This window comes from Methanosarcina sp. MTP4, from assembly GCF_000970045.1.
In the GTDB taxonomy this organism is placed as follows: domain Archaea; phylum Halobacteriota; class Methanosarcinia; order Methanosarcinales; family Methanosarcinaceae; genus MTP4.
Window position 1 is genome coordinate 1,761,590 of record NZ_CP009505.1, and the last position, 15,567, is coordinate 1,777,156.

At 44.4% G+C, this 15,567-nt stretch carries 9 protein-coding genes and 1 pseudogene; 7 read left to right on the forward strand and 3 right to left on the reverse strand.

Going from position 1 to position 15,567, the window contains the following annotated elements; translation table 11 throughout:
- Positions 1 to 93: 93 nt before the first annotated feature.
- The 4 genes and pseudogenes from MSMTP_RS07510 (at position 94) to MSMTP_RS07525 (ending at position 7,253) form a co-directional block, all read left to right on the forward strand.
- Positions 94 to 759: a molybdenum cofactor guanylyltransferase gene (locus MSMTP_RS07510; protein ID WP_048178488.1), complete on the forward strand. Its 666-nt coding sequence runs from the start codon at positions 94 to 96 to the stop codon at positions 757 to 759.
- A gap of 272 nt (positions 760 to 1,031) precedes the next feature.
- Positions 1,032 to 3,647: a COR domain-containing protein gene (locus MSMTP_RS07515; protein WP_052718309.1), complete on the forward strand. Its 2,616-nt coding sequence runs from the start codon at positions 1,032 to 1,034 to the stop codon at positions 3,645 to 3,647.
- Positions 3,648 to 3,717: 70 nt separating this feature from the next.
- A pseudogene (locus MSMTP_RS07520) lies at positions 3,718 to 3,987 on the forward strand (molybdenum cofactor guanylyltransferase); the annotation flags it as partial.
- A gap of 266 nt (positions 3,988 to 4,253) precedes the next feature.
- Positions 4,254 to 7,253 (forward strand): COR domain-containing protein, encoded by a 3,000-nt coding sequence (locus MSMTP_RS07525; RefSeq protein WP_052718311.1) that lies wholly within the window; start codon positions 4,254 to 4,256, stop codon positions 7,251 to 7,253.
- A gap of 226 nt (positions 7,254 to 7,479) precedes the next feature.
- Here MSMTP_RS07525 and MSMTP_RS07530 read toward each other — a convergent pair whose 3' ends face one another.
- Positions 7,480 to 7,989, reverse strand: coding sequence for a DUF523 domain-containing protein (locus MSMTP_RS07530; protein ID WP_048178489.1), 510 nt, complete (start codon positions 7,987 to 7,989; stop codon positions 7,480 to 7,482).
- A 620-nt stretch (positions 7,990 to 8,609) separates the two neighbouring features.
- On the opposite strand from MSMTP_RS07530, the gene MSMTP_RS07535 reads away from it, so the two are divergent.
- On the forward strand, positions 8,610 to 9,536 hold the full coding sequence (locus MSMTP_RS07535) for a hypothetical protein (protein WP_048178490.1): 927 nt from the start codon (positions 8,610 to 8,612) through the stop codon (positions 9,534 to 9,536).
- Between the two features lie 367 nt (positions 9,537 to 9,903).
- Here MSMTP_RS07535 and MSMTP_RS07540 read toward each other — a convergent pair whose 3' ends face one another.
- Complete coding sequence (locus tag MSMTP_RS07540; RefSeq protein ID WP_048178491.1) at positions 9,904 to 10,812, reverse strand: TIGR00269 family protein; 909 nt, start codon at positions 10,810 to 10,812, stop codon at positions 9,904 to 9,906.
- A 351-nt stretch (positions 10,813 to 11,163) separates the two neighbouring features.
- On the opposite strand from MSMTP_RS07540, the gene MSMTP_RS07550 reads away from it, so the two are divergent.
- Positions 11,164 to 11,934: a pirin family protein gene (locus tag MSMTP_RS07550; protein WP_048178493.1), complete on the forward strand. Its 771-nt coding sequence runs from the start codon at positions 11,164 to 11,166 to the stop codon at positions 11,932 to 11,934.
- Positions 11,935 to 13,119: 1,185 nt separating this feature from the next.
- On the forward strand, positions 13,120 to 14,535 hold the full coding sequence (locus MSMTP_RS07560) for a tripartite tricarboxylate transporter permease (protein WP_048178495.1): 1,416 nt from the start codon (positions 13,120 to 13,122) through the stop codon (positions 14,533 to 14,535).
- A 153-nt stretch (positions 14,536 to 14,688) separates the two neighbouring features.
- On the opposite strand, the gene MSMTP_RS07565 is transcribed toward MSMTP_RS07560, so the two are convergent.
- Complete coding sequence (locus MSMTP_RS07565; protein ID WP_048178496.1) at positions 14,689 to 15,387, reverse strand: DUF169 domain-containing protein; 699 nt, start codon at positions 15,385 to 15,387, stop codon at positions 14,689 to 14,691.
- Positions 15,388 to 15,567 lie beyond the last annotated feature (180 nt).

The window sequence follows — 15,567 nt, forward strand, 5'->3', positions numbered from 1 at the left end:
GAGCAGAAATAATAATTAGAAATTAGGATCAGAAATTAAGATCAGAAACAAAAAGCGGAAACAAAAAGCAGAAAAAACCGGGCTGGGTATTAAATGAGTGAAAAAACAGAAAAAAAAGCATCTAGAAGCGCAATCGTCCTTGCAGGAGGCAGGGGCCGCCGGATGGGCATGGTCGAAAAAGCCCTCCTGGAATTTGAAGGAAAAACAATCCTCGAACGCCTGCTCGATTCCCTTTTCCAGGCTGTGGACGAGGTCATAATCTCGGTCAGGGACCGAACCCAGGAAGCCCGCCTGAAGCCCGTAATCGAAAAATTCCCGGACCGCGAGATCCGCTTCTGCTTCGACACCAGGGAAGACTTCGGCCCCCTTGAAGGCATCCGCGCTGGCCTGCTCGAAGCAAGCTCCGAATATGCCTTCGTCTGCGCCTGTGACATGCCTTTCGTAAACAGCAAGGCTGTGAATTTCCTTTTCGAAAAAGCCGAAGGACATGATGCTGCCCTCCCGAAGCAGGAAAACGGCAGGTTCGAGACCCTCCATGCGGTTTATTCCAGAAAGATGGTTCCTGAGATCGAGAAGGCTTTCGAGAAAGGGGAAAGGTTTGTGCTTGCACCGATTTATGCGATGGGGGATGTGGTGCAGGTCGAGGTTTCGGAGATCAGAGGAATTGATCCTGAGCTGGTGACTTTTGAGAATATTAATACGGTTGAGGATATTGAGAGGATAATGGGGTCAGCAGCGGGGGAGAAAGTGGGGTTGTGAGAGATTCCGGTTAACCGTAGTTTTTCTGTTTTTTTAGTGGTCAGAGTAACCGGAATGGTGTATTCTGTCGTTATTGTTCCGCGCCTCGGCGCGGCTTTTCCAGTGTAATTTCTTAAAATCGAAAGTTATTTAGTCAGCAACACCCTCTATTTTTCAGATTTAATTATTTTTTTATGTAGGGACTATCTCCGGATAGCGGCTGCAATATTGTATTGAATTTTTCATTGGATATAATGGCAAACTCGTGAAGACAGTGAGGCAGGGATATATAGATGGAATCGAACGAGATTAAGGATCTGATTAGAGAAGCTCAAAGAAATAAAGTAACCACATTAGACCTGTCATACAAAAATCTTACTTCGCTGCCGCCGGAAATCGCAGAGTTGAAAAATCTTACTGAACTTGACATATCTGATAATCAATTGAGTTCGCTGCCGCCGGAAATCTCAGAGTTGAAAAATCTTACTAAACTTGACATACAACATAATCAATTGACTTCGCTTCCGCCGGAAATCTCAGAGTTGAAAAATCTAACTCAACTTGACATATCTGGTAATCAATTGAGTTCGCTGCCGTCTGAAATCTCAGAGTTGAAAAATCTTACTCAACTTTACATACTTAGTAATCAGTTGAGTTCGCTTCCGCCTGAAATATTAAAGTTGAAAAATCTTACTCAACTTGACATGCGTGAAAATCAATTGAGTTCGCTGCCGTCTGAAATCTCTGAGTTGAAAAATCTTACTGAACTTAACGTATCTTCCAACATATTGAGTTCGCTGCCGTCTGAAATCTCTGAGTTGAAAAATCTTACAACATTTGACATATATGATAATCAATTGACTTCTCTGCCGCCTGAAATCTCAAAGTTGAAAAATCTTACGACACTTGTCATATTTTATAATCTATTGACTTCGATACCGCCTGAAATCTCCGAGTTGAAAAATCTTACTAAACTTGACATATCTGGTAATGAATTGACTTCTCTGCCGCCTGAAATCTTCAAGTTGAAAAATCTTACAACATTTAACATATATGATAATGAATTGACTTCTCTGCCGCCTGAAATCATAAAATTAGATCTGGCTATAATGTGGGAACATCAATTCGGAAAAGAAGGAATAACTTTAGGAGAGAATCCTCTTGAAAATCCTCCTGTGGAGATTGTGAAACAGGGCAGGGAGGCAGTTTTCAATTATTTCAAGTCGCTAAAAGGTGAAAAGAAGCCATTAAACGAAGTTAAAGTTTTGCTGGTAGGAGACGGCGGTGCAGGCAAAACTTCACTGGTAAAAAGGATCCTTGGTGAAGGTTTTGATGGAAATGAGCATCAAACCCAGGGGATTAATATCAAGGGATGGGAATTCAAAAATAAAGATAAGAAAATAAAAGTTAATTTCTGGGACTTTGGTGGCCAGGAAATAATGCATGCCACCCACCAGTTTTTTCTTTCCAAGAGGAGTCTTTACATTCTTGTTTTGAATTCAAGGAGGGATGAAAAAGCCGAGTACTGGCTCAAGCATATACGGAGTTTTGGAGGAGATTCACCGGTACTGGTTGTTTTGAACAAGATTGATGAAAATCCTTCTTTTGAGTTGAACAGGAAGTTTTTACAGGAGAAGTATCCCTCAATAAAAGGTTTCTTCCGAATTTCATGTAAGGATAACAAGGGAATTGAGGTCTTTTCCAGAAAAATAAAAAAAGAAGTTTCAAAAGTTGAACATCTGCAAATAGAATGGGCTAAAAGCTGGTTCAACGTGAAGACCAGATTAGAGAATATGAATTGTGATTTCATTACTTATGAAAAATATAGAGATATGTGTATGGAAGAAAACGTGGGTGATAAATCATCCCAAAATACCCTTGTTGATTTTCTTAATGATCTGGGAGTAATTTTACACTTTAAGGATATATCATTGCTTGATACGCATGTGCTTGAGCCTAGATGGATTACTGACGGCGTATACAAGATCATAAATTCGGAGACTCTGGTGAATAGAAAAGGAGTTCTTCAGTTCGGTCTGCTGGATGAAATTCTAAAGCAGAAAAATGAAAATGACTATTACTATCCCCCAACTCGCTATAATTACATTATCAATTTAATGAAAAAATTTGAGTTATGTTATACAATTGATGAACAAACCGTGCTCCTTCCTGACCTGCTGGCGGTTCCTGAGCCCAATTTTGCTTTTGACTCTAACGGAGCCCTGAAGTTTTTCATCGAATACGATTTTCTACCACGTTCAGTTATGCCCCGCTTTATAGTGAAGATGAACAGGGACATAAAAGATAATTTGCAGTGGAGAACAGGTGTGGTTCTGGAAAATAAGGACTTTAATTCCTGTGCGGTGGTTAAATCTGATAATGAGGCAAAGAGAATCTACATTAGTGTGAATGGCGGCCAGAAACGCGATTATTTTTCAAGTATATTGTTCAATTTACGGGAAATTAACCGGAGTTTTGAGAAGTTAAAAGCTGTCGAAAAAATTCCTGTTCCTGATGAACCCGATGTAGCTGTCAGTTACGACCATCTGGTTTACTTGGAAGAGGTTGGTGAAGAGAAGTATAGGCCTGAAGGATCAAGAAAAGCATATACCGTTAGGGACTTGCTTGGAACGGTTAACAATGGGAGTAAACAAGAAGAATTGTTGGAAGAAATCCTGCACATTCTTAAGAAGAGAAATGAAGAAGATAAAATGGAAGAGATTGTCCTAATTTTGAGTAATCTAACAAAGACTCAAGCAAGAGAATCTGACGACAGGGCAACTTTATCAAGGAAATTAAATAAAACTATCACACTTCAACCTAACGTGATGGGATTTGGATTCGATTTTAATGCAGCTATTGACGAAGCATTGGATCGATATTACGATTGGAAGAATAAAAAGATGTAAAAACTTCCAATTCCTCGATAAAGACCCTCTACCCTTCTACGTGCGTATAATGCAACTCCTCAACCCTCCTGACGCTGCTCTCCCGAAGCAGGAAAACGGCAGGTTCGAGACCCTTCACGCGGTTTATTCCAGAAAGATGGTGCCTGAGATCGAGAAGGCTTTCGAGAAGGGGGAACGGTTTGTGCTTGCGCCGATTTATGCGATGGGGGATGTGGTGCAGGTTGAGGTTTCGGAGATCAGAGGAATTGATCCTGAGCTGGTGACTTTTGAGAATATCAATACGGTTGAGGATATTGAGAGGATAATGGGGTCAGCGGTAAGGAAGAAAGTGGGTTTGTGAAAGATTCCGGTTAACCGTTGTTGATTCTTTTTTTAAGTGCCGGAAAGACCTGAATGGTGTATTCTGTCGTTTTTGTTCCGCGCCTCTGCGCGGCTTTTCCAGTGTAATTTCTTAAAATCGAAAGTTATTTAGTTAACAACACTCTCTATTTTTTAGTTTTAATTATTTTTCTATGTAGAGATTGTTTCAGGATAGTGGTTGTAATACTGTATTGAATTTTTCTGGTCACTATTATAGTTGATATTTAAGGAAAGGGTAGAACAAAAATGGATACAAATGAAGTTAAAGATCTTATTAGAGAGGCTAAAAGAAGCAAAAAAACTGTATTAATTATCTCAATTAAAGAACTAACCTCTCTGCCGCCTGAAATTTCAGAATTGAAGCACCTCACTGAACTTTCAATATACAATAATCAACTTGCTGTCCTTCCATCTGAGATTTCGGAGTTGAAAAATCTTATTAAACTTTCCATCTGTGGAACTCAACTTACTTCCCTGCCACCAGAATTTTCAGAGTTAATAAATCTTATTAAACTTGATCTCTCAGGAAATCGATTTGCTTCGCTACCACTTGAAATCTTTGAGTTGAAAAATCTTACTGAATTATCCATTTCTTTTAATCATTTGACTTTTCTGCCACCTGAAATTTCAGAATTGAAAAACCTTACTGAATTGTCAATATATAATAATCAACTTACTTTCCTTCTGCCTGAAATCTTTGAGTTGAAAAATCTTATCAAACTTAACATATATAATAACCAATTGACTTCGTTACCTCCCGAAATCTCAAAGTTGAAAAATCTTACTCAACTCGATATATCTGGAAATCAGTTAACTTCATTGCCACCTGAAATCTCAAAGTTGAAAAATCTTACTACACTTAACATATCTGGTAATCAATTGACTTCGCTGCCTCCTGAAATCGCAGAGTTGAAAAATCTTACTCAACTCTCCATATATAATAATCAATTGACTTGGCTGCCTCCTGAAATCGCAGAGTTGAAAAATCTTACTCAACTCTCCATACGTAACAACCAATTAACCTCCATACCACCTGAAATCAGCAAGTTGAAACATCTTACTATGCTCGACATCTCTTTCAATCAACTTACTTCGCTACCTTCTGAAATATCTAAGTTAAAATACCTTGCTGAACTTTACATATCAGGAAATCAATTGACGTCTTTCCCTTCTGAAATCTTGGGACTGAAAAATATTGAGAAACTTGATTTGTTTGGCAATAAATTAAGTTCTCTACCTTCTGAAATCTCCAAGTTGAAAAACCTTGCTGGACTTGACATCTCTGGAAATCAATTGACGTCTTTACCTTCTGAAATTTCCAAATTGAAATATCTTACTATACTTAACATCTCTGGAAATCAATTAACTTCTTTACCTCCTGAACTCTTGTTATTAGGTTTGGATATAGAGTGGATGTTAGGTCTGGATTTGGAGGGAGAATTTGGGTTGAAATCCAAAACAGTACTTTTAGAAAATAATCCTTTTGAAATCCCTCCAGTGGAGATTATAAAACAGGGTAGAGAGGCAGTTATTAATTATTTCAAGTCGCTAGAAGGTGAAAAAGAACCGTTAAATGAAGTTAAAGTTTTGCTGGTTGGTGAAGGAGGTGCAGGCAAAACTTCACTTGTAAAGCGGATTTTTAGGGAAGACGTTGATGGAAATGAACCACAGACACAGGGCATCAATATCAGTAAATGGGCAGTGAAAAACGGGGGGCGGGAAATCAAAGCTAATTTCTGGGATTTTGGCGGGCAGGAGATCATGCACGCCACTCATCAGTTCTTTTTGTCCAAAAGAAGTCTTTATATCCTGGTGCTCGACGGGAGGAAGGATGAAAAACCTGAGTACTGGCTCAAACTCATAGAAAATTTTGGTGGTGATTCTCCGGTTCTGGTTGTGATTAATAAGATCGATGAAAACCCTGCTTTTGACCTGAACCGGAAGTTTCTGCTGGATAAGTATCCTTCAATCAGGGGATTTTACCGGCTTTCCTGCAAATCGGACGAGGGAATTGAGGATTTTTCGAAAACTCTGGATGAGGAATTGAAGGCAGTTAAGCATCTTGAAATCAAATGGCCAAAAAGCTGGTTCAATGTAAAAAGAAAACTTGAAAAAATGTGCCCGAGTTGCACTTCTTATGTTGCAGATGAGGAGGAGTGTGCACACTGCAATTTCATCCAGTATGATGATTATAAAATGATGTGCGATGAAGAAGGGATAAGCAGCGAATCAGAACAGAATACTCTTGTTGACTTTCTTCATGATCTGGGAGTAATATTGCATTTCAAAGATATCCCTCTCCTGAATACGCATGTTCTTGAACCCGAATGGGTTACTAATGCGGTGTATAAGCTGGTTAACTCAAAGGAGCTTGCCGAGTCCAGAGGAATTCTGAAACTTGATATGTTCGCTGAGATTTTAAAGAAAAGTACTGAAAAGGATTTCCATTATCCTCCTCATCAGTATGGTTTTTTTATCAGTTTGATGAAGAAATTCGAACTTTCCTATGACCTTGATGAAAGCACTGTGCTCCTCCCAGGTTTACTGGAAATTCAGGAACCAGATTTCGAGTTTGATTATGAAGGGGCTTTGAGATTTGTAATTGACTATGATTTCCTTCCACCTTCCGTAATGCCCCGTTTTATCGTGAAGATGAACAGGGACATAAAAGATGATCTGCGCTGGCGTACCGGGGTGGTTCTGGAGGACAGAGGTTTCAATTCTACTGCTGTAACCATAGCAGACATTGAAGCAAAACGAATAAGCATTTATGTAAATGGAGATCAAAGAAGGGATTATTTCTCCGTTATCCTCCAAAGGTTCCGGGAAATAAACGGCAGTTTTGAGAAGTTGAAAGCCATCGAAAAAATTCCGTTGCCTGATGAACCTGAAATAACTGTTGGTTATGAACATCTTATTAAACTGGAGTTAAGGGGAATTGAAACTTACATGCCCGACGGTTCTGATAATGAATACAAAGTAAGTGAGTTACTTGGAACGGTCATCGGTGGAAATGGTTTGATGGAAATTTTGAAGGAGCTACTGCAAAAAACAGAAATGAATGAAAAGGAGATCCTGAAGATCCTTCCAAATCTGCAAAAAATTGAATCTGGATCTGATATTAGCGATTCTTTATTGGAAAAAATTAATCGAAGTTTTACAATGAACCCTAACATTTGTGGTGTAGGGCCGAACTTTACTGAAATGATCAATTTATATTTGGAGAAAAAGAAGAGGCGGTCTTAACTAGACGTCTATTTGAAGTTTTTTGCGTGGAAAATAAGTCCGATCAACTGCAAGGTTGCAATGTTCATTTTTCACGTTTCTTTCTACAAATTTTCATGGAAAAGCCGGTCAGCAAGCTGACCGGTGAGAGCCCGGGGTTCTGAAATCCATTCGAAACCCGGCTATTCCGGATCGAGTAAAAAACCGATCATTCTTTTCCACACCGGGCTTTCTTCTTAATTTCTCCTCACTTTCTTCCCCTGCGGGCGTCTTCTATTTCAAAAATCACTTTCCTTCTTTTCAGCTCCTTCTTTATCTCCTCGATAAAAACGCCCGACCCTTCCACATGCGTGTGATGAAAATCCTCAACCCTTCCGGGTTCGCCGCCGACACTGGTTACTTCCACTCCGCAGGAGGGGCTTTTCGGGACGCCGAGGATTTTGATTTTTGCGCCGTTTGCTGCGAAGTCTTCGAGGAGGTCGGCGTAGTGCCTGAAGATTTCCCGGCAAAAGCGCCTGTAGGCGGGGTGGTCGAGCTGGTCTTTAGTGATTTCCCTTCGCCTCATGCCGAAGAACATGGCTTCGGGGCAGGGGAGCTGGATTACGTTCATTCCTGTGACGTCAAGGGGCTGTACGGGCTTTACTCCTTTGATCCTTGCGGGGGGGTTCAGGAGGCAGTGGCCGAGGACGAGGATTTCTTCGGGGGTGGTGGGGGTTTTTGGGGTTGGAGTTTCGTTATAGGTTTCCAGGTTTTTCATGTTTTCACGCTCGGTGGTTTTTTAGGGGCATTTCTGGATATTTCGGGGTTTTTCGGGATATTTCTGGATATTCCGGGATGTCAATCTCTTTGTTGAAAGGTTTGTCAGCTTGAAATAATTTACCTGATTTGTGCTGAAGTTATTTTTCGGGTGTTTATGGGTTTTTGTTTTTTGGGGGTTTATGTGGTTGGATTCGGCTCGCGGTTGTTTGGGGAGTTCACGCAGGTGACCCGAGACTGGCTAAAAATAAAAATTCAGATTTGAAAACCGGCAGCTTTATAGCATCAATTGATCGGTTTTGTTTTAATCCCTAACCTGCGCCACTATTTCAGGTTTAATCGGATCAGAACAAGAGAATATATATTTACCCTCTGCATATTATCAGAAAATAATGCAAGTGGTTCTGCAGTCTATCTCAAATTCTGCATCCGGTCAGGTGCAGTATTCTCTGTTGCAGGATGCTGCTTTCGTCCGACAGTTGTCTCTGTCAGTTCCTCTTTACGGATTTTGCTGAGGCGTCGGGATTTTCAAGTCATCTTGCAGTTTCAAGTCATCTTGCAGTTTCAAGTATCTTGCAATTTACTATTCAAAGTCAGCTTTTAATCAGAAGGTCCTGTCACATGCCTGAAGATATAGGAACAATAATCAATAAAGGATTCAAAACGTGGGTTCGAAATCTTAAAATAAGTACCCCATTTGTACTTAATTCGATCGTGGGAGGAATAATTTCTTTCTTTTTCTTTGCCCTGATAGGTCTCCTGCTCCTGGGTCCCGAATTTGAAAGTGGGGTTGACCCTACCCTTCTTCCGCCAGAACAGCTTTTCAGTATTATGGGGGCTGCGGTTCTTGAAAATATAAGCACGGTGCTGCTGCTGGGGCTCATCTTTTACCTGCTGGTCACTTTCGTGCAGGCTTTCTTTACGGCAGGGGCGATCGGGATGGCAAAGAAGGCTGCCGAGACCGGGGATACTGGCCTTTCGGACATGGTCAATGCGGGGAAGATAAACGCTTTCAGGCTCTTCCTGGTCTCGGTGCTGATGGCCCTCCTGGCCCTTGTGGGAATCGTATTTGTTGTTCCCGGAGCCCTGGCTGTGGGAGACCTGAGCCTTTTCCTGGACAACCCGGAGGCTTCGCTCAGGGGGGCAGGGATGTTTTCCCTTGGCATTCTGGTCTGGGTGCTCTATCTCCTCATCCTCAATCTCAGCCTCTCCCTGGTTGGGTATGCGCTGGTAGTGGACGAGCTCGATCCTATTGAGGCTATCAGTATGGGGCTTCGGGTCTTCATGGGCAACAAGCTTGACGTCATCATCCTCTGGGTGCTTTCCCTTTCCCTCTCTTTCGTGGCCAGTTATGCTCAGGAGTTCATAGGTTCTGACAGCGGTTTCGTTTTAATCCTGACAACCCTCTTTTCGCTCATAGTCATCGCCCCGCTTACGGCTGTCTGGTGGACGCGCCTCTACCTCACCAAAACCTGCAGGAACCTTTACGACCACACCGAACTGCTCTGTGACCCAAATGAGTTCATGAACAACAACAGGGGTTTCTGAACCGCATTTGAGAGGGATTCCGAACAGCTTCGGATGTAAAATCAGAGAATTGGAAAATTAGAGAATCAAAAAAATCAGCAAATCCGAAGAAAAGAAATTCAGGGAGAAGGCTTCAGGACCGAATCCCCTAAATTTCATCCTAATTTTTATTTATTTTCATTTGTTCTTGTAGTCCTGAACGTAAATATTTACACTTACTTTATAACCACGGAAGACACAGAAAGCACGGAAGGATTGTGCCTTATTTCCTTTATTCCGTGTTTTCCGTGCTTTCTGTGGTTAAACTTTCACTTGAGATTGAGAACAGAGTTTGGGGCATTGACTATAGTTATTTCCACTTCCTCTTTCAAATGCTGTTCAAACCCTTTCAGGCTCTGCCAAGCAGTTTGCAGGCCTGGCAGACGTCTTCGGTGCAGGTTTCTCCGCAGATCCGGCATTTTTCGATTTTTGCGGGGGGAAGTTCTTTTGCAAGGGCTCCGACCAGCTTGTCAAAGCCGCGGAGCAGGGAGTGCCTGGTTCCTGGGTGCTTTGCCTCAAAATCGTTTAGCATTTCCCGGATTTCTTTTCTCATGGCTTCTCCCACGTAGGGGCATTCGCTGAAGTCCACGGGCAGGTCGTTTACCAGGGCGTAGAGGGCTACTTCCTTTTCAGGGATGTTCCTGAGGGGTTTTGCCCGGAGCACCAGCCCTTCCACGGCAGCCGGGGGGGCAAGCCTTACCATGCGCTCCATATCTCCCCTGAAGTGGTTCAGGAGGATGGTCTGGGCTTCGTCGTCCAGGTTGTGCCCGGTGACAAGCTTTGTTGCCCCGATATCCAGGGCTACCCTGTTCAGGATGTTTTTCCGGAGCACCCCGCAGTAGGAACAGGCTCCTTTTTCCCTTTCCTGCAGGGCGATCTCGTCCATGGTGGTCCCGTGCTCTTCTTTGAAGGACTTGATGATATGGCGCACCCCTAGCTGTTCGGTCAGTTTCTTTGCGGCCTCAAGGGACTGCGGGCGGTAGCCGTGGATTCCCTCGTCCACGGAGATTGCCACAAGCTCGATGTCGGGCCTTTCCCCGAGGATCTTGTGCATTATATAGAGGGCCGCCGAACTGTCCTTTCCGCCGCTCAGGGCCACGGCGATCACGTCATTTTTCCGGATGCTGTAGCTTTTCCGGATGGTAAGCTTTATCTTCCGCTCAACGTCCTCCACAAAATGCTTCTTGCAGAGGTGCATCCCTGAATATTTTTGAAAAATGATTGCTTCACTGTTGCATTTCTTGCATTTGATAGTCATGCGAAATCCTTTTTTCTTCCGGGTCCCCGGTATGGATGTGAAAAACGGGAAAACGTGTTAAGAAGTCCGTATTGAATAATCCGTTTTGATGGGTTTTCCGGTACTGAGATTTTTCTTTATGATCGATATTTTACTAGGAAAAGGACCGATTCTATATATGGCTTATTATGTTCTATTCCTCATCTTTCTATTCCTCATCCTTATTCTCTTTACTTCATCCTATGGCTTATTATGTTCTCTTCACTTCATCCTTATTCTCTTCATCCTGCAAATGTTCTTCAAGTATTGGGGCAATCTTATAGTATTGAAGGAGTAACGTCAATTTTGTAAGCAATTAACAGGGGTCATTTTATGCTCAGAATAATTCCGGCAGAGATGAGGCATTTTTCGGATTTCGGCTGGCTGAAAAGTTACTGGCTCTTTTCTTTTTCAAACTATTATGACCCGGACAATACCAGGTTCGGAGATCTCCGGGTGTTCAATGACGATACGGTGAAACCGGGCAGGGGTTTTCCACCCCATAGGCATTCAGAGATGGAAATCGTAACGGTAGTGCTCGAAGGGGAGATTACCCATGAGGACAGCAGGGGCAATTCAACGGTCCTCCAGGAGGGAGAGGTGCAGTGCATCTCCGCAGGTCCCGGGATCGAACACTCGGAGTTCAACCTGGGCAGCAAGCCTCTGCGCTTCTACCAGATCTGGATCTGCCCTGTCCGGAGCCTCCCGGAGCCGGCATACTCCCAGAAAAAGTTCGAGGCTTCGGAATGGAAAAACCGGTTTTTGCCCCTGGTTTCGGGACAGGGACTTCCGGACGTCATGCCGATGAACGCCGATGCGACAGTTTACAGGGCAGGGCTCGAACCGAAAAAAACCCTTCATTATGAGACCAGCGAGTGCCGCCGTATTTTCATCTACCCTGGTTCGGGAGAACTCCTCATCAACGGGCAGAGGCTCAGGCAGGGGGACCAGGCCCGCGCAGACCTTGTAAAGACCCTCCACATTGAAGCAGTAAGTTCCGGAGAAGAGCCTGCGGATTTTATTTTGATTGATGTCCCGTCCTGCAAAGGCTGGGGACTTGACGAAAAAACGCTTATGGGTGGGAGATACAGCGTAATAAAATGAGCTCCCCCTCCCTAAAACCTTCGTCTGACGGCTCAAGTTTTTGAGAAAGGGGTCTTCCCACCTTCGGAGAAAGGCCGAGTGTGAGTTTAGACTGGATTGAGGATTGTAGAAGAGTTAATGCAGAGTTGTAGACTGGATTGAAGATTGTAGAAGAGTAATGCAGAGTTGTAGACTGGATTGAAGATTGTAGAAGAGTAAAATGGAGTAGAAGTGAGAGGGAAAAAAGTTTGAGAGAGGGTTGTCTCACTTCTACTACGGGTTTTGACGATTTTCGGATCGGAGAGTAAGGATATGGCAAACCTCATCTTCCCGGTTTCCGCCTTGAGTCCATCTGACTTTGGGGGGCAAGGAATGGCACACCTAGCCAGCCCCTCATCAGGGACTTAATCGCCTATGGAGGTAAGGGGTTGAGGAATGGCGAACCTCATATTCCCTTATTCTGCTGTTTTTCAGCTAAAATGCTCTCATGAACCCCTTCAATAATAGCATTTAAAACTGTATTTAATACTTTATCTATAAGATATAAAACATAAATGGAATTAATTTTTCTTTTTCCTTGATGTGATAAATCGCATTCAAAATTTTCAAGTCACTGATCTGATCCGGAAACTTAAATTGTTTGCTGTTACAAATATTATTATTTATATATGTGGGGCAGAAAGGCATCGGGTTTGGAAAACCTTCCTGAACAAATCGAAAACTTTTTATACACAAAAAATTCCCTAAATCCTCCGGATTTCCGGTTTTATTCAAATTTACTTTACTTGCCAGAATCATTCCAGCGCCTGTCTTTTTCTGTCACCCGATATGCATTTTTTTGTCACGGGACCAAGTATAATTTATTCAAGTATCACTTCACAATGTCATAAATAACTATATATAGAAAAAAACTTGAATATGTTTGGCGCATATTCAGGCAAATTGCTTTTCAGCCGGGTCCTGCTCCTCCCTATAAGGCGGAGTTGCGGCAGCCGGGGACTTAATTCCAGGGCCGCAGGGCTAAGGTTGAACTGATACCGCAGCAACGGGGTGCCGCGCGAATGATTGACGCAACGATCTAACATTTACATGGGGGACCAGCAGGCAGGCCTTAAGGGGGTACAGCTTTGCAGGCAAGCCTTAAGGGACATAGCTTTGCAGGCAGGACCTCAAGGAGGTACATGCTTGATCGGGGGTATAAACTAAATGCCGGAAATTTCTTTTGCTTTGCTTTTTATCGCTGTTTTCGGGGGCTACCTGCTCGGGATCTTTTCGGGACTTCTCCCGGGGGTTCACACGAATAACTTCGCCCTTGCTCTTGTAGCCTTTGCCCCCTTCCTGGCAGACCAGGGCATTCTTCCCTTTTACATCGTAGTCATTGTCCTTTCGAATGCCATCTCCCATACTTTCCACGATATCATCCCCTCCGTCTTCCTGGGAGCTCCCGACGGGGACACAGCCCTTGCTGTCCTCCCGGGACACAGGCTGCTCCTCGAGGGCGCAGGGGCGGAAGCGGTCCGGCTCTCAGCCCTGGGAAGTGCGGGTTCTGTAGCCGCTTCCCTCCTCTTCGTACTGCCCCTCTCCTTATTTTTCAAAGCTGCATACCCTTTCCTGGAAGAATACATGGCCTGGGTCCTGCTCTCGGTTGTGTTCATAATGCTCGCCGGGGAAAAAGGGGAGCAGGTGCCAGGGCAGGGCCTCTTTGCAAAATACAGGTACAAAATCTCCGCTCTCTTTCTGTTTTTGATCACAGGTTTCCTGGGACTCTTTGCCTTTGCCCGGGAGGGTCTCCTTTCCCCGGTCATCAATTTCGGGACAGCAACCGTACTCCTGCCCCTCCTCAGCGGGCTTTTCGGATCTTCCCAGCTGGTCATAAGCCTGTTTACGGGTTCGGAAATCCCCGAGGAGTCCACTTCAGGGTTGAAGCTTTCCCGAAAGAGAATCATGAGGGGAATTTTTACGGGCAGCGCCGCAGGTTCCCTGGTCGCCTGGCTTCCAGGGGTCTCTTCCTCCATTGCTGCTCTTCTGGCACGGCTTTTCGTAAAAGAGGATTTCGACCGGAAAGATCTTGGCCTGGAAGGTTTGGGTCCGAAAGGCGTTAAAAAAGCTGCAGAAACCGGAAAAAGCGGGACATCTCTCTTCTGGGACCCCGAAGCCGATCCTGAGCTCCTTGACAGCTCAAAGGAATTTATCGTCTCGGTCTCCGGGGTAAACACTTCGAATGCGATTTTCGGACTGGTCGCCTTCCTGGTCATAGGAAAGACCCGGAGCGGGGCAATGGCAGCAGTAAGTGAAATCCTGGGTGTAGGAGCTTTCGACCTTCCGACCGTACTCCTCTGTTTTTTTGCAGTTCTCCTGGCTTCCCTCTTTTCCTACTTTTCCACGGTTTACATAGGAAACAACGCCCACCGGGTGCTCCGGAAACTCGATTATTCGAAACTCTGTGCAGGCGTCCTCTTCGGGCTTGCCGTTATGGTCTTGCTCTTTACAGGCCCCTTCGGGTTTTTCCTCTTCCTGATCGCGACCCCGATCGGGATGCTCCCCTCTTTCATGAAAGTCCGAAAATCCCATGCCATGGGCGTTATTTTGCTGCCTGTGATCCTGTATTTCCTGGGGTACTAAGACTTCCGGAGTGCTAAAGTTTCCGGGGTACTAAAGCTTCCGGGGTGCTAAAGTCCAGAATTTGTGTTCCAGGATTTTGCTGCCGGCCTATGAGATTTTTTAAACCATGGACTGTTTTACGGCATTGTGTGAGAAAGAATTATACGGGGCTGATTATTTCGGCCCCGGGCCTTCCCCGACAACCGCTCTCAACCCCTCAACCAGGTCTTTGAGAAGTTTGGCAGGGAGACCCACGGTCAGTTCGGAGTCCTCTATATTCGTGTACCTCCGACTCCCGCTGCAGCCCACGGTTATTCCCATCTTGCCGGTAAGGTAAGGTTCGGCAACGGCATCGGAGCAGATGCTCTGTTTGCCCGCAAACTCAGCTTCCACCCTGCCTCCTTCGTTGTAGAGGATTGCCTGGGTCAGGAGCATCATCTGTTTCGGAGAGCAGATTATCACCACCACGTCCGGCACGAAACTTGCGCTTTCCAGGGGTGCGTAAATTGTCCCTACCATGGACTCTGCTTCGAGCATCGGAATTCCCTCAATTGTCTTTTGGGCGGCTTCCAGGGTCCTGAAATGTTTCAATTTTTCGTAGTAAAAATCCCCGCTGGCAAGTTTGGGGGGCATGTGCCCGAGGCCCAGGGCAGCAGCGCCTCCTTTGCAGGTCTGGTCGTCCAGCAGGGCATAGAACTCTTCTCCGGAACTTCGTACCCGGTCGACCATCTGGCAGTGCTTCATTCCCCCTTCGGTCCTTTTGATCCCCTCGGGGATTTTCCCGTCTTTCGGGACGAGCCCCACCGCAACAGGAGAGGTCTCAAGTTTCAGCAGCTTTATTATCTCTTTTCCGTATCCGTTTATTTCCTCGATTTGCTCAGGACTTGCAGCTTCCGTATTGTAACCCCCTTATGAAAATGACTGGAATGTGGAATTTTGAGTGGCGACATGGTGGAATTTGAGCGACGTATGCTGCCTTCTCCTATAGCGCTCTGTCCTGATCAAATAAAAAGAAATCAGAAGCAAAGGTTCTTTTTTATTTCCTCCTTTACC